The organism is Amycolatopsis rhabdoformis (assembly GCF_035918295.1).
Classification (GTDB): Bacteria; Actinomycetota; Actinomycetes; order Mycobacteriales; family Pseudonocardiaceae; genus Amycolatopsis; species Amycolatopsis rhabdoformis.
Genome location: NZ_CP142149.1, coordinates 3,904,848 through 3,918,658, shown reverse-complemented (window position 1 = coordinate 3,918,658; position 13,811 = coordinate 3,904,848). Strand labels below are relative to the sequence as shown.

Sequence of the window (13,811 nt, the reverse complement as noted above, 5' to 3'; positions counted from 1 at the left end):
TCAGACCTCGTGGACCGAATATGATTGCGTATGTTGCAACGGACGTTGCGCAGAATGCGCGACATAGGTGTAGCATCCGGTCCGCCACAGGTCAACGGGATGACGGAACAGGGAGAAAGTCAGTGACGAGCCCGCCCGAGGTGCTCTGCATCGGCGAGTCGATGGCCTTGTTCGTGCCGGCCGAACCGGGCCCGCCCGAACGGGTGCGAAGCTGGCTGCGCACCTTCGGCGGCGCCGAGTCGAACGTCGCGTGCCACCTGCCCGCGCTCGGGGTGCCGAGTGCGTGGGTGAGCGCGGTCGGCGACGACCCGTTCGGCCGCGCGCTGGTCGCCGACATCGCCGCGGCCGGGGTGGACGTGAGCGGCGTCGAGACCGATCCGGCGCGACCGACGGGCTTGTACGTCAAGGAAAGCGGCGCGCAGGGGAGCCCGGTGCGTTACTACCGCACCGGTTCCGCCGCCTCCGCGCTCGGTCCGGATCTCGTGTCCCGGCTCGAGCTCGACGGCGTGCGCGTGCTGCACCTGTCCGGCATCACGCCGGCGCTCTCGGACAGCTGCCTGCAGCTCGTGCGCGCGCTGCTGACCGCGCCGCGCGGCGACCGGCTCGTGTCGTTCGACGTGAACCACCGGCCCGCGCTGGGGCAGGACCTCGCGGTGCTCGCGGAGCTGGCCGGGCTCGCCGACCTCGTGCTCACCGGCGACGACGAGGCCGAACGCGTGTGGGGCACCGGCGATCCGGCGCGCCTGCGGGAGCTGCTGCCCGGGCCGCGCACGCTGGTGGTGAAACACGGCGAACGCGGCGCGACCCTCGTCGAACGGGGGGTTGCGCCGGTGTTCGAACCCGCGCTGCGCGTGGACGTGGTCGAACCGGTCGGTGCCGGCGACGCGTTCGCGGCCGGGTTCCTCGCCGCCACCCTGCGCGGCGCCGACCCGTCGACCCGGCTGCGCCGCGGGCACCTGCAGGCCGCGGCGACGCTGCTGACCCACGACGACGTCGGCGTGCCGCTCTCGGCGGAAGTGGTGGATACGCTGCTGCGCGCGGACGCCGACGAATGGGGCGCGGCCCGCCTGACGGAAGAGGGAGTGGTGGTGAGGTGAGCCAGAGCCTCGACCGGGCCCTGACCGTGCTGGCCGGGCTCGCCCGCGGCGCGAAGACGCTCGACGAGCTCGCCGAGGAGATCGGCGTGCACAAGACGACCGTGCTGCGCCTCCTGCGCACGCTCGAGTCGCGCCACTTCGTGCGCCGCGAGGGGCCGCGCCACTACCGCCTCGGCAGCGCGCTGTTCGACCTCGCGAACCAGGCGCTGGAAGACCTCGACGTGCGCCGCAGCTCCCGCGATGCCCTCGCGGCGCTCAACGTGCGCACCGGTCACACCGTGCACCTCGCGTCCTACGAAGACGGCGAGGTCGTGTACATCGACAAGTTCGAGGGCCATCACTCCGTGCGGATGTACTCGCGCATCGGCAAACGCGCGCCGCTGCACTGCACGGCCGTGGGGAAGGTGCTCGTGGCGGCGATGCCGCAGGCGCGGCGCGAAGAGATCGCGGCGTCGCTGGACTACCTGGTGCTCACGCCGAACACGATCACCTCGCCCGAGGCCTACCTCACCGAGCTGGCGGCCGTCGCGGAGCGCGGGTACGCGGTGGACAACGCCGAGCACGAGGACTTCATCCACTGCATCGCGGCGCCGGTGCGCGGCGCGGGCGGCGAGGTGCTCGCCGCGGCGTCGATGTCGGTGCCGAAGGTGCTGCTGGACTACGCCGGCCTGCTCGCGCTCGTGCCCGAGCTGCTGGCCGCCACCGAGGAAGCTTCCGTCCACAGTGGATGGACGGGGAACGGAAAGGGGATCTGATGGGCAAGACGGCGATCACCACGCAGAACGCGCCGAAGCCGCCGGCGAAGTTCTCGCAGGCCGTCCGCAAGGGCAACATCCTGCAGGTCGCGGGCACGGTCGCGTTCGACCCCGCGACCAACGCGATCGTCGGCGACGACATCGCGACGCAGACGCGGCAGGTGTTCAAGAACCTCGAGGCCCTGCTCACCGAGGCCGGTTCGAGCTGGGCCGACGCGATGATGGTGCGCGTGTACCTCACCGACACGAGCCACTTCGCGCCGTTCAACGAGGTCTACAACGAACTGATCGGCGAGGGGCCGCACTCGGCCCGCACCACGGTCTACGTCGGCCTGCCCGCCGGTCTCCTCGTGGAGATCGACGTGCTCTGCGTACTCGACTGACGCTGCCTGACGGACACTGCCCGCCTGGGCTCGCTCGCTCGGCGGGCCCAGGCGTTTCCTCTCGACCTGCTCAGCCCAGCACACTCGTGTAGGCGTTGATCGCCGGCTGGCCGCCGAGGTGCGCGTAGAGCACGTTCGACTCCGGCGCGATCTCGCCGCGGCGCACCAGGTCGATGAGGCCGGCCATGGACTTGCCCTCGTAGACCGGGTCGGTGATCATGCCTTCCAGCCGGGCCGCGGTCCGGATCGCGTCCAGGGTGGACTCGTCGGGGATGCCGTACACGCCGGCGTGGTAGCGCTCGTCGAGCAGCACCTCGCCGATCGCCGGCGCGCCGATGAGCTCGGCCGTGTTCTTCGCGATGCGCGCGATCTGGTCACGGGTCTCGGCCGGTTTCGCCGACGCGTCGATGCCGAGGATCCGCCGGGGCCGCTGACCGAGCGCCGCGCCCGCGACCATCCCGGCCTGGGTGCTGCCGGTGACCGAGCAGACGATCACGGTGTCGAAGAAGACGCCGAGCGCGCGTTCCTGCTCTTCGAGCTCGGCGATCCAGCCGGCGAACCCGAGCCCGCCGAGCCGGTGGTCCGACGCGCCGGCCGGGATCGCGTACGGCCGGCCGCCGGCGGACTTCACGTCGTCGAGCGCGCGTTCCCAGCTCTCCTTGAACCCGATGCCGAACCCGGCGTCCACCAGCCGCACGTCGGCGCCGAGGATCCGCGACAGCTGGATGTTGCCGACCTTGTCGTGCAGCGGATCGTGCCAGTCGACCCAGCTTTCCTGCACCAGCACGGCTTTCAGGCCCGCGCGCGCCGCGGCCGCGGCGACCTGGCGGGTGTGGTTGGACTGCACACCGCCGATGGACACGAGCGTGTCGGCGCCTTCGGCGAGCGCGTCGGCCACGAGGTACTCGAGCTTGCGGGTCTTGTTGCCGCCGTAGGCGAGACCCGAGTTGAGGTCTTCGCGCTTGGCCCACACGGTCGCGCCGCCGAGGTGCTCGGTGAGGCGATCGAGGCGGTGGATCGGCGAAGGGCCGATCAGCAGCGGGAAACGCGGGAAGTCGGTGAGGCTCACGGGGTCTCCATCGGGTCGGTGGTTTCCGGGCTGGTGTCGAGGCTGGCTTCGAGGTCGGACCAGATCGTCGAGGTGATCGCGGCGGCGGTGACGGCGTCGCCGGCTTCGATCGCGTCGACGAGCTCGGTGTGCCGCCGGATCGAGCGGTGCGCGGGCAGTGAGCTGAAGCGCGCGTATTCGAGCCGCCGCAGCAGCGGGGTGTACCGGTCGAGCGTCGCGGCCACGGCGCGGTTGCCGCCCGCGCGCACGGGGATGTCGTGGAGCTCGTCGTCGGCCGCGATCGCCGCGGCCACGTCGCCCGAGCCCACCGCGGCGGCGAACTTCTCGTTGGCCGCGCGCATTTCGGCGATCTGCCGGGCGCCGAGGCGGGGGAGGGCCTGGCGGATCGTGAACTCGTGCAGCGCGCGCACCAGCTGCACGGCGTCGCGCACCTCGTCGCCGGCGATGGCCGCCACCCGCGTGTAGCTCTGTGGTTTCGACTCCACGAGGCCGTCGCCGGCCAGGCGCAGCAACGCCTGGCGCACGGGGGCGCGGGAGAGACCGAGCTCGTCGGCCAGGTCGGCGTCGCGCAGCGGGGTGCCGGGCGCGAGGCTGCCGTCGATGATGGCCTGGCGGATGCGGTCGTAGGCCTCGTCGCGCAGCAGCGGCCGGGTGACCTTGGGAAGCGGACTCACATCTAACATGTTAGATGTCGGATCGGGCGGTGGCAACCAGGTGCGTCAAGGGGCTGCGGATGTCCGCGAACGGAATGGTGAAGGCCCGTCCGCGACATTGCGAACGGGCCTCGTGGTGGTGCGGTTCCCGGGTCGGGCCGGGTCGTGGGCTCAGTAGACCGGGCCGGTGAACTTCTCGCCCGGGCCCTGGCCCGGCGCGTCGGGGACGGCGGAGGCCTCGCGGAACGCCTTCTGCAGCGACTGCAGGCCGTCGCGCAGCGGGCCGGCGTGCAGGCCCAGGTATTCTACGGACGACGTGACGAGCCCGGCGAGCGCCGTGATGAGCCGGCGGGCCTCGTCGAGGTCGCGGTGGGGCGAGGTGTCCGGGTCGGCGTCGGCCAGGCCCAGCCGTTCGGCGGCGGCCGACATCAGCATCACGGCCGCGCGGCTGATCACCTCCACGCTCGGGATGTCCTCCAGGTCGCGGACGTCCGGGGAATAGGGGGGCTCTTGCGAAGGTTGTTCTGACACGTCTGGTACCCTTCCACGAGCGACCAGCCCCCGAGGAATCGGGGGCGGCAAGTGGAGCCCCGCTCCCACCCGCGTCACCGCCTCAGGTGTCCGGGTCCGGTCTCGCCGAAGTGGTGGATGTCAGTGCATCCCTCATTGAGGCGAAGCGTTCGATCTTCGTGGTCGAGCGCGATCGGAGACAGAGCGGGCCCCGTGAACCGGCAGGAAGCCGGTGACGGGGCCTGATTCATGTGGGCACCAGGTCGAGAAGAGAATTGTCACTCGGACCAAGGAGGCCCCATCAGCTCCGAGACACGCATCAACGAACGTATCCGGGTGCCGGAAGTCCGGCTCGTCGGACCCAACGGCGAGCAGGTCGGCATCGTCCGGATCGAAGATGCGCTGCGGCTGGCACAGGAGAACGATCTCGACCTCGTCGAGGTCGCGCCTCAGGCCCGCCCGCCCGTATGCAAGCTCATGGACTTCGGCAAGTTCAAGTACGAGAGCGCGCAGAAGGCCCGCGAGTCCCGCCGCAACCAGCAGTTGACCGTCATCAAGGAACAGAAGCTGCGTCCGAAGATCGACCAGCACGACTACGAGACCAAAAAGGGTCACGTGTCGCGGTTCCTGGCGGCCGGCAACAAGGTCAAGGTCACGATCATGTTCCGCGGTCGCGAGCAGTCCCGGCCGGAACTCGGTTTCCGGCTGCTGCAGAAGCTGGCCGACGACGTGACCGAGCTGGGCTTCGTCGAATCGTCGCCCAAGCAGGACGGTCGCAACATGATCATGGTGCTGGCCCCGCACAAGAACGTGAAGCCGAAGGTCGTGAAGGCCGAACCGGAACCGGTTCCCGAAGCCTGACGCCTCCCTCAGCGCCCAGCACAGTCAGCGGCACACCGGAATTCCGGTGTGCCGCCGCACGGAAGAGGACAACAAGCATGCCGAAGATGAAGACGCACAGCGGTACGTCCAAGCGCATCCGCGTCACGGGCACGGGCAAGCTGCGCCGCCAGAAGGCCGGTCGCCGCCACCTGATGGAGAAGAAGTCCAACCGCCTCACGCGGCGCCTCGAGGGCACCACCGAGCTCGCGAAGACCGAAGCCGGTCGCGTCAAGCGACTGCTCGGTATCTGAGCCTCGCACACTTTCCCACTCACCCCCGGGGTCACCTCGCCCCCCGAACCGACAGGATGGACCAGTGGCACGCGTCAAGCGGGCGGTCAACGCCCAGAAGAAGCGTCGCGCAACTCTCGAACTGGCCAGCGGCTACCGCGGCCAGCGTTCGCGGCTGTACCGCAAGGCCAAGGAGCAGACGCTTCACTCGCTCAACTACGCCTACCGCGACCGCCGTGCGCGCAAGGGTGACTTCCGCCAGCTGTGGATCACCCGCATCAACGCGGCCGCTCGTGCCAACGGCGTGACCTACAACCGGTTCATCCAGGGCCTGAAGGTCGCCGGTGTCGAGGTCGACCGCAAGATCCTCGCGGATCTCGCCGTCAACGACGCCGCCGCCTTCACCGCGCTCGCCGAGCTCGCCAAGGCGAACGTGAACACCGGCGAAGCGAAGTCGGCCTGACCGGCAGTTTCCCGCGACCCGGGGCGGATCCGTTCACCGAACGGACCCCCCGGGTCGTTGCTGCGCGCAAGCTCACGCGCCGCGCGGAACGCGACAAGACCGGCCGGTTCCTGGCCGAAGGCGTCAACGCCGTCGAGGCCGCGCTGGCTTCCGGCACCGTGTACGAGCTGTTCGTCACCGAACGCGCGGCCGCGGCGCACGCGAAGCTTGTTTCGGCCGCCGCGGATTCCGGTGTCGCGGTCTCGCTCATCACCGACCGCGCTGCCGACGGCCTGTCGGAAACCGTGACACCGCAGGGGATCGTGGCCGTCTGCGCGCTCGTCGACCGGCCACTCGCGACAGTGCTGGCCGGCGCGCGCCTCGTGGTCGTCCTCGTGGACGTCGCGGAGCCCGGCAACGCCGGCACCGTGATGCGCGTGGCCGACGCCGCGGGCGCCGACGCGGTGATCCTCGCGGGCGACACCGTGGATCCCCACAACGGCAAGAGCGTGCGCGCCGCCGCGGGGTCCACCTTCCACGTGCCGCTCGCTCGCGAGCGTGACACTTCCGCCGTGCTTTCCGCGCTGCGCGAAGCCGGCCTGCGGACGTTGGCCGCCCACGGGTACGCGTCGCTCTCCCTCGACGAGGTCACGTTCGACGAGCCGACCGCGTGGATCTTCGGCAACGAGGCCCACGGCCTGTCCGAGACGGTGCTGTCCGCGGCGGACGAAGCCGTACGCATTCCCTTGTACGGCAAGGCGGAAAGCCTCAACCTCGCCACCGCGGCCGCCGTGTGCGTGTACACCTCGGCGATGGCCGCGCACCGCGCCCGCTAGCGGGCACTCGCCTCGGCGAGGCTCTGGTGCCGGGTCTCCGGCGCCAGGAACACCGACACCACCACCCCGACCGTGCTCACGGCCGCGGCGATGAGCATCGTCACGCCGACGCCGGCCGAGGCGAGCAGGATCGGCGTGAGGAACGTGCCGACGGCGGCGCCGATGCGGCTCACCGACGTACCGACGCCGACCGCGGTCGCGCGGACCTCCGTGGGGAACAGCTCGTTGGGGTAGATCCACTGCATGATCGTGGGGCCGCCGATGGCGATCGCGTACACGGCGAACAGGGTGGCCACCACGGGAACCGCGGAGTGCGGGAAGAAGCCGAGCGCGAACAGCGCGACCGTGGCGACCGCGAACGGGCCGATCAGCAGCGTGCGCCGGCCGAAGCGGTTGGCCACGAGGGTCGCGGCGACGCAGCCGATGAGGAACAGCAGGCCGATGGACGCCTCGCCCACGTTGGCGAGTCCCGGGCCGTCGAGGCCGAGCGCGGCCAGCAGGGCGGGCCCGAAGGCGTAGATGGCGTAGATCGGCAGGATCGAGCAGGTCCAGAACACCGCGACGAACACCGTGCGCCGCAGGTAGGGACCGGAGACCAGGGTGCGGAACCGCGCGGGTTCGGTTTCCTCGGGCAGGGCCTCGAGTTCGGCGTCCGGGCCGAACACCTTGTGAAGGGCCGCGCGTGCCTCGTCGACGCGGCCGCGGGCGGCGAGCCAGCGCGGTGATTCAGGCGTGCCCCAGCGGGCCACCACGAGCAGGATCGCGAACACCGCGGGCGACAGCAGCATCCAGCGCCACGCGTCCGGGCCCAGGTGCTTGAGTGCCTCGCCGACCAGGTACGCGGCGGCGTTGCCCGCCGCCCACATCGCGGTGAGCCAGCCGAGCAGGCTGCCACGCTTGCGCCGCGGCGCGAACTCGGCCAGCAGCGACGTGGCGATGGGGTAGTCGGCGCCGATCGCGATGCCGAGCACGAACCGCAGCGCCAGCAGCATCACCGGGCCGGTGGAGAAGAACTGGGCCACCGAACAAATCGCGACGAGCAGCAGGTCGAGCGTGTACATCACGGTCCGGCCGACCCGGTCGGTCACGTACCCGCCGAGCAGGCCGCCGGCGAACAGGCCGATCAGCGCCGACGCGCCCAGCACGCCCTGCCACGCACCGGACAGGTGCCACTGCGGGGTCAGCTGCGTGAGGGCGACGCCGATGATGCCGAGCACGAACCCGTCGAGGAACGGGCCGCCGGCCGAGTACACCGTGAGCCGCCGGTGGAACGCGGTGAGCGGGAGATCGTCGAGCGTCCGGCCCACGCCGGTCCCCGTCGGGGTGCCGGCGCCGTTGCCTCGGGCACTGCTCATGGTGGTTCTCCTGTCGGGAGTGCCGGGTGTCGTGTCGCAGTGGGCAGCACCGTAAGGATTGTTCAACAACTGCGTCAACCCTTCAGGGTGACTTGGTCGCCTATCCTGAATTCTGAAAGCGCGACCGTCGCATTGTTCAACAACCCTCGTTGACTGTTGAACAAAACCGGCTAAGGTCGATCCCGTGACGGAGAGCGCAGCAGCAGAGATCACCGGCGTCGCCGCGCCGGAGCGGGTCGCCGAGACGTTGCGGGAGCGCATCGTCGAGGGCGAGCTGCGGCCGGGGGCGCCGTTGCGGGAGGTGGCGCTGGCCGAGGAGCTCGGCGTCTCGCGCAACACCCTGCGCGAAGCCGTGCGGCTGCTGACCACCGAAGAGCTGGTGGAGGTGAAGCGGCACCGGGGCGCGGTGGTCAAGATGATCACCGTCGAGGAGGTGCGCGACATCTACCTCGTGCGCCGCACGGTCGAGCTGCGGGCGATCGACGACAGCGCGCTGGCCACCGAACGCGCGCTGGCCGGGCTCGAGCAGGCGTGCGCGGCGGCGGAAGAAGCCGCGGTGGCCGGGAGCTGGCGCGAAGTCGGCACGGCGAGCCTGCGGTTCCACCAGGCCCTGGTCGCCACGCTCGGCAGCCCGCGCCTCGACGCGCTCTTCCGCACCACCTTCGCGCAGCTGCGGCTCGCGTTCGCGGCGATCGCGGACGAGGCCGATTTCCAGCGCTCGTTCGTGCCGCGCGACCGCGAGATCTGCGACCTGCTCACGGCCGGCTCCCGGGCCGCGGCCGCCGCCGCGTTGCGCCGCTACCTCGACGACGCCGAGCGCGCCGTGATCGAGGTGCTGCGGCTGCAGGCCGTGCCGGACCCGGCCTGACTCTTCGTCCGACCGGTCCACCCTCTCAATCCCACCCGACCACCGAACTGCGAGGTTTTCCATGGGCAGCTACCCCGCCGCGTACCAGACGGAAGGGGGCGCGCTCGGTGTCGATCGCGCCTTCTACGGCCGCATCGCGAGCGAGACCGACGGTCGCGAGCTGGTCGAGGAGTTCACCCTCCCGATCCGTTCGGGCCGGGCCTGGGAAGTCCCCGCGGGGCACGTGTGCCGCATCAGCACGCCCGAGGGCCCGCAGGTGGGTGACCTCAACGTGTGGAACCGCCACGACCCGCGTGAGCGGATGTGGGCCGCGCGCACGCGTCAGCTGCAGGCCGCGCACGTGTCGACCTTCGACCGGATCTGGTCCACGCTGCCGTTCCTGCGGCCGTTGCTCACGGTCACCAACGACACCCTCGCGGACTACGGCAGCGACGCGGACGGCGGCCGCGTGCACGACCTGCTCGGCACGCGCTGCGACCCGTACGTGAACCGCATGCTCACCGGCGAGGACTTCGACTTCCACTGCCACTCGAACCTCACCCGCGCGGTTCTCCCTTACGGGCTCACGGAATTCGACGTGCACGACGTGCTCAACGTGTTCCAGTGCACCGGGCTCAACGACGAGGACCGCTACTTCATGAAGGCGTGCCCGGCGAAGGCGGGCGACTTCTTCGAGTTCTTCGCCGAGCTCGATCTCCTGTGCGCGCTGTCGACCTGCCCCGGCGGTGACCTGTCGGTGCCGCTCTGGGGCCCGGACGCGAAGGACCCGATCGACGTGTGCCGTCCGCTGGCGGTGCAGGTCTACCGGATCCCCGACGAACAGCGCGCCGGCTGGCAGCAGCCGGAGCGGGCCGCCTACGGCAACCTGCACGGCCTGCGGCTGCCCCGGTGGGAAGATCAGGCCTGAGGGCCTGGCCGCCGGCTCGGGCGCGGCGAAAGCGGAGGGTGAGCGGCCGGGGTCCACGGCCGATCCCCTAGACTGGGCTGCCCGATGTGCACGTGCGGCTGCCTGCCCGTGCGCTGCCGCTCAACCCGTCCCAGTGGACGCCGAGGAGTCATGTCCGGAGCCACAGACAAGCCGGTCGACGTGCTCGCACCGGAAACCCTGCGCGCGGCGATCAAGGCGGCCGAAGAGGCCTTCGCGGGTGCCACCGACCTGGAGGCGCTCGCCGCCGTCAAGCCGGCGCACCTCGGGGACCAGGCGCCCCTGCTGCTGGCGCGCCGAGCGATCGGCGCGCTGTCCAAGCAGGAGAAGGCCGACGCCGGCAAGCGGGTCAACGAGGCCCGCCAGGCCACGCAGGCCGCGTTCGACGAGCGCCGCGCGGTGTTGCAGGCGGAGCGGGACGAGCACGTGCTGCGCGAAGAGGCCGTCGACGTCACGCTGCCGTGGGACCAGGTCCCGCGGGGTGCGCGGCACCCGATCAGCACCGTGTCCGAGCGCGTGGCCGACGCGTTCGTGGCGATGGGCTACGAAGTCGCCGAAGGCCCTGAGCTCGAGGCGGAGTGGTTCAACTTCGACGCGCTGAACTTCGGCAAGGACCACCCCGCGCGTCAGCTGCAGGACACGTTCTACGTGGGCGAAGAGGACTCCGGGCTGGTGCTGCGCACGCACACCTCGCCCGTGCAGGCCCGGAGCCTCCTGCACCGCGACCTGCCGGTGTACGTCGTGTGCCCGGGCCGCACCTACCGCACCGACGAGCTCGACTCCACGCACACGCCGGTGTTCACACAGGTCGAAGGCCTGGCCGTGGACAAGGGCATCACCATGGCCCACCTCAAGGGCACGCTCGACGCGTTCGCGCGGGCGATGTTCGGCGAGAGCTCGAAAACGCGGCTGCGCCCGCACTTCTTCCCCTTCACCGAGCCGTCCGCCGAGGTGGACGTGTGGTTCGAGGAGAAGAAGGGCGGCCCCGGCTGGGTCGAGTGGGGCGGCTGCGGCATGGTCAACCCCAACGTGCTGCGCGCGTGCGGCGTCGACCCCGAGGTGTACTCCGGGTTCGCGTTCGGCATGGGCATCGAGCGGACCCTGCAGTTCCGCAACGGCATCCCGGACATGCGCGACATGGTCGAAGGCGACGTCCGGTTCACCCTTCCCTTCGGAACGGAGGCGTAGTGCGAGTCCCGGTGAGCTGGCTGACCGAGCACCTCGACGTGGGTGACGAGGTCACGCCCCAGGACCTGGCCGACGCCTTCGTGCGGATCGGGATCGAGGTCGACGAGCTGAGCGAGCTCGGACCGGTGACCGGCCCGCTCGTGGTCGGGCGCGTCGCCGAGATCGAGGAGCTCACGGGCTTCAAGAAGCCGGTGCGCTTCTGCCGCGTCGAGGTCGGCGAGGAGCCGGAGTCCGAAGAGGACACCGCGGGCTCCGAAGACGACGAGGACGAGGACGACGACGAGGGCCCGATCGAGAACGAGGGCCCCCACGGCATCAAGACCCGCGGCATCGTCTGCGGCGCGAACAACTTCGCCGAGGGCGACCTCGTCGTGGTGGCGCTGCCGGGTGTCGTGCTGCCGGGTGATTTCGAGATCGCCGCGCGCAAGACGTACGGCAAGGTCAGCGACGGCATGATCTGCTCCGCCAAGGAGCTCGGCCTGGGCGAGGACCACAGCGGCATCCTCGTGTTGCCGCCGGGCACCGCGAGCCCGGGCGACGACGCGATCGCGCTGCTGGGTCTCGTCGACACCGTCATCGAGGTCACGCCGACCCCGGACCGCGGCTACGCGCTGTCGATCCGCGGCCTCGCGCGCGAGCTGTCCAACGCGCTCGACGTGCCCTTCGGCGACCCGGCGAACATCGACATCCCCGAGGCCGAGGGCGACGCGTGGCCGGTGCGGGTCGAGGACCCCGAAGGCTGCCCGCGCTTCGTGCTGCGCCGTGTGAAGGGCCTCGACGCCACCGCGCCGTCGCCGTGGTGGATGCGCCGCCGGCTGATGCTGGCCGGCATCCGCTCGATCTCGCTGGCCGTCGACGTCACCAACTACGTGATGCTCGAGCTCGGTCACCCGCTCCACGCGTTCGCGACCACCGCCATCCAGGGGGACCTGGTGGTGCGGCGCGCGTCCGCGGGGGAGAAGCTGACCACTTTGGACGATGTCGAGCGCACCCTCGACGCCGACGACATCGTGATCGCCGACGACTCCGGCGTGATCTCGCTCGCGGGCACCATGGGTGGCGCCAGCACGGAGATCACCCCGGAGAGCACCGACGTGCTCCTCGAGGCGGCCCACTGGAACCCGGCGTCGATCAGCCGCACGGCGCGCCGGCACAAGCTGTTCTCCGAGGCGGCCAAGCGCTTCGAGCGCTACACCGACCCGGGCCTGTGCGCGGCCGCGGTGGAGCTGGCCGCGCGCCTGCTGCGCCAGTACGGCGAGGGCGCGATCCAGCCGGGCCGCACCGACGAGGGTGGCGTCACGCCGCTCGCGCCGGTCACCATGCCGATCAACCTGCCCGACCAGGTGGCGGGCGTGCGCTACGAGCGCGGCGTCACCGTGCGGCGGCTCACGCAGATCGGCTGCAAGGTCCAGGTGAGCACCAGCGACGCGGGCATCTCGTCGGTCACCGCGACCCCGCCGAGCTGGCGCGCCGACCTCGTGCAGCCCGCCGACCTCGTCGAGGAGGTGCTGCGGCTCGAGGGGTACGAGAGCATCCCGTCGGTCCTGCCGGCGGCGCCCGCGGGCCGTGGGCTCACCGAAGAGCAGAAGCGCCGCCGCGGCGTCGCCCGCGCGCTGGCCGAGGCGGGCCACGTCGAGGTGCTGCCCTTCCCGTTCGTCGGCGACTCGGTGTGGGACGACCTCGGCCTGGCCGAGGACGACGTGCGCCGCCGGACCGTGCGCGTGCGCAACCCGCTTGAGGCCGACCACGACCGCATGTCGACCACACTCCTGCCCGGCCTGCTCGACACCTTGCAGCGCAACGTGTCCCGCGGCATGAAGGACGTGTCGCTCTTCCACATCGGCCAGGTCGTGCTGCCGAAGCCGCACCAGCTCAAGGTGCCGGACCTCGGCGTCGAGCACCGGCCGAGCGACGAGGAGCTCGCCGTGCTGGAGGCCGCCGTGCCCGCCCAGCCGGTGCACGTCGCCGTGGTGCTCACCGGCCAGCGCCGCCGCGCCGGCTGGTGGGGCAAGGGCGAGCCGGCTTCGTGGGCCGACGCAGTGGAGGCCGCCCGCCTCGTGGCCGAGGCCGCCGGCGTGGAGCTCACGGTGCAGTCGGCCGACCTCCCGCCGTGGCACCCGGGCCGCTGCGCCCAGCTGCGCGTGGGCGACTGGCCGGTGGGCCACGCGGGCGAGCTGCACCCCAAGGTCGTCGAGGCGCTGGGCCTGCCCCCGCGCACCGTCGCCATGGAGCTCGACCTCGACGCCATCCCGCTCCCGGACTCCCGCCCGGCGCCCAGCGTCTCGGCCTACCCGCCGGTGCTCCTCGACGTCGCCCTCGTGGCCGGCGCCGACGTGCCCTCGGCGGACCTCGCCGAGGTGCTCCGCACCAGCGCCGGCGACCTCCTCGAAGACATCACCCTCTTCGACGTCTACACCGGCACCCAGATCGGCGACGGCAAGCGTTCCCTGGCCTACAAGCTCCGCTTCCGGGCCCCGGACCGCACCCTCACCGTCGACGAGGCGACCAAGGCCCGCGACGCCGCGGTCTCCGCGGCGGGCGACCGCTTCGGAGCCACGCTGCGCGCCTGATCACCAGTACGCCTGATCAACTGCGCCGCTGATCTCCTGCGCGGCACC

At 71.3% G+C, this 13,811-nt stretch carries 15 protein-coding genes; 11 read left to right on the top strand and 4 right to left on the bottom strand.

From position 1 onward, the window contains the following. Positions 1-122: 122 nt before the first annotated feature. Genes VSH64_RS17805 through VSH64_RS17795 form a run of 3 tightly spaced genes read left to right on the top strand, consistent with a single transcriptional unit; the run spans position 123 to position 2,235 of the window. The gene (locus VSH64_RS17805; RefSeq protein WP_326836731.1) at positions 123-1,097 is read left to right on the top strand and encodes a sugar kinase; all 975 of its coding nucleotides are present in this window, start codon (positions 123-125) and stop codon (positions 1,095-1,097) included. Then, a complete protein-coding gene (locus VSH64_RS17800) occupies positions 1,094-1,852 on the top strand; it encodes an IclR family transcriptional regulator (protein WP_326836730.1) in 759 nt (252 codons plus the stop codon). The genes VSH64_RS17805 and VSH64_RS17800 overlap by 4 nt, the downstream gene beginning before the upstream one ends. Next, the gene (locus VSH64_RS17795) at positions 1,852-2,235 is read left to right on the top strand and encodes a RidA family protein (protein WP_326836729.1); all 384 of its coding nucleotides are present in this window, start codon (positions 1,852-1,854) and stop codon (positions 2,233-2,235) included. The genes VSH64_RS17800 and VSH64_RS17795 overlap by 1 nt, the downstream gene beginning before the upstream one ends. Positions 2,236-2,305: 70 nt before the next feature. Here the strand turns inward: VSH64_RS17795 and VSH64_RS17790 are convergent, their stop codons facing one another. The 3 genes from VSH64_RS17790 to VSH64_RS17780 form a co-directional block, all read right to left on the bottom strand. Further along, on the bottom strand, positions 2,306-3,304 hold the full coding sequence (locus tag VSH64_RS17790) for a 1-aminocyclopropane-1-carboxylate deaminase (RefSeq protein ID WP_326836728.1): 999 nt from the start codon (positions 3,302-3,304) through the stop codon (positions 2,306-2,308). After that, positions 3,301-3,978 carry a GntR family transcriptional regulator gene (locus VSH64_RS17785; RefSeq protein ID WP_407655654.1) on the bottom strand — a complete coding sequence of 226 codons (678 nt, stop codon included), beginning with the start codon at positions 3,976-3,978 and terminating at the stop codon, positions 3,301-3,303. The genes VSH64_RS17790 and VSH64_RS17785 overlap by 4 nt, the downstream gene beginning before the upstream one ends. 150 nt (positions 3,979-4,128) lie before the next feature. Further along, on the bottom strand, positions 4,129-4,488 hold the full coding sequence (locus tag VSH64_RS17780; protein ID WP_326836726.1) for a DUF1844 domain-containing protein: 360 nt from the start codon (positions 4,486-4,488) through the stop codon (positions 4,129-4,131). 228 nt (positions 4,489-4,716) lie between these two features. Between VSH64_RS17780 and infC the strand changes: the two genes are divergently transcribed. The 4 genes from infC to VSH64_RS17760 all read left to right on the top strand — a co-directional run bounded on the left by infC (position 4,717) and on the right by VSH64_RS17760 (position 6,857). Continuing rightward, the gene (infC, locus tag VSH64_RS17775) at positions 4,717-5,328 is read left to right on the top strand and encodes a translation initiation factor IF-3 (RefSeq protein WP_326836725.1); all 612 of its coding nucleotides are present in this window, start codon (positions 4,717-4,719) and stop codon (positions 5,326-5,328) included. A 77-nt stretch (positions 5,329-5,405) separates the two neighbouring features. Beyond that, positions 5,406-5,600 (top strand): 50S ribosomal protein L35, encoded by a 195-nt coding sequence (rpmI, locus tag VSH64_RS17770; protein ID WP_086672342.1) that lies wholly within the window; start codon positions 5,406-5,408, stop codon positions 5,598-5,600. Positions 5,601-5,664: 64 nt separating this feature from the next. Beyond that, positions 5,665-6,042 carry a 50S ribosomal protein L20 gene (gene rplT, locus VSH64_RS17765; RefSeq protein WP_220241958.1) on the top strand — a complete coding sequence of 126 codons (378 nt, stop codon included), beginning with the start codon at positions 5,665-5,667 and terminating at the stop codon, positions 6,040-6,042. Continuing rightward, on the top strand, positions 6,039-6,857 hold the full coding sequence (locus VSH64_RS17760) for a TrmH family RNA methyltransferase (RefSeq protein WP_326837973.1): 819 nt from the start codon (positions 6,039-6,041) through the stop codon (positions 6,855-6,857). Before rplT ends, VSH64_RS17760 begins: the two co-directional genes overlap by 4 nt. On the opposite strand, the gene VSH64_RS17755 is transcribed toward VSH64_RS17760, so the two are convergent. After that, a complete protein-coding gene (locus VSH64_RS17755) occupies positions 6,854-8,212 on the bottom strand; it encodes an MFS transporter (RefSeq protein WP_326836724.1) in 1,359 nt (452 codons plus the stop codon). The two genes, VSH64_RS17760 and VSH64_RS17755, sit on opposite strands and share 4 nt — an antisense overlap. A 184-nt stretch (positions 8,213-8,396) precedes the next feature. Here VSH64_RS17755 and VSH64_RS17750 point away from each other — a divergent pair, with 184 nt between their 5' ends. The 4 genes from VSH64_RS17750 (at position 8,397) to pheT (ending at position 13,763) form a co-directional block, all read left to right on the top strand. Further along, positions 8,397-9,080 carry a GntR family transcriptional regulator gene (locus VSH64_RS17750; RefSeq protein ID WP_326836723.1) on the top strand — a complete coding sequence of 228 codons (684 nt, stop codon included), beginning with the start codon at positions 8,397-8,399 and terminating at the stop codon, positions 9,078-9,080. 61 nt (positions 9,081-9,141) lie between these two features. Further along, positions 9,142-9,987, top strand: a complete 846-nt coding sequence (locus VSH64_RS17745) for an urea carboxylase-associated family protein (protein WP_326836722.1) — start codon at positions 9,142-9,144, stop codon at positions 9,985-9,987. Between the two features lie 150 nt (positions 9,988-10,137). Then, positions 10,138-11,193, top strand: coding sequence for a phenylalanine--tRNA ligase subunit alpha (gene pheS, locus VSH64_RS17740; RefSeq protein ID WP_326836721.1), 1,056 nt, complete (start codon positions 10,138-10,140; stop codon positions 11,191-11,193). Further along, positions 11,193-13,763: a phenylalanine--tRNA ligase subunit beta gene (gene pheT, locus VSH64_RS17735; protein WP_326836720.1), complete on the top strand. Its 2,571-nt coding sequence runs from the start codon at positions 11,193-11,195 to the stop codon at positions 13,761-13,763. The genes pheS and pheT overlap by 1 nt, the downstream gene beginning before the upstream one ends. The last annotated feature ends 48 nt before the right edge of the window (positions 13,764-13,811 follow it).

What these genes read in the sequence shown, in the direction of transcription:
- VSH64_RS17795 (WP_326836729.1), top strand. Translation starts at nt 1,852, where the DNA reads ATGGGCAAGACGGCGATCACCACGCAGAACGCGCCGAAGCCGCCGGCG.
- VSH64_RS17755 (WP_326836724.1), bottom strand. Translation starts at nt 8,212, where the DNA reads ATGAGCAGTGCCCGAGGCAACGGCGCCGGCACCCCGACGGGGACCGGC.
- VSH64_RS17745 (WP_326836722.1), top strand. Translation starts at nt 9,142, where the DNA reads ATGGGCAGCTACCCCGCCGCGTACCAGACGGAAGGGGGCGCGCTCGGT.
- pheS (WP_326836721.1), top strand. Translation starts at nt 10,138, where the DNA reads ATGTCCGGAGCCACAGACAAGCCGGTCGACGTGCTCGCACCGGAAACC.
- rpmI (WP_086672342.1), top strand. Translation starts at nt 5,406, where the DNA reads ATGCCGAAGATGAAGACGCACAGCGGTACGTCCAAGCGCATCCGCGTC.
- infC (WP_326836725.1), top strand. Translation starts at nt 4,717, where the DNA reads ATGTGGGCACCAGGTCGAGAAGAGAATTGTCACTCGGACCAAGGAGGC.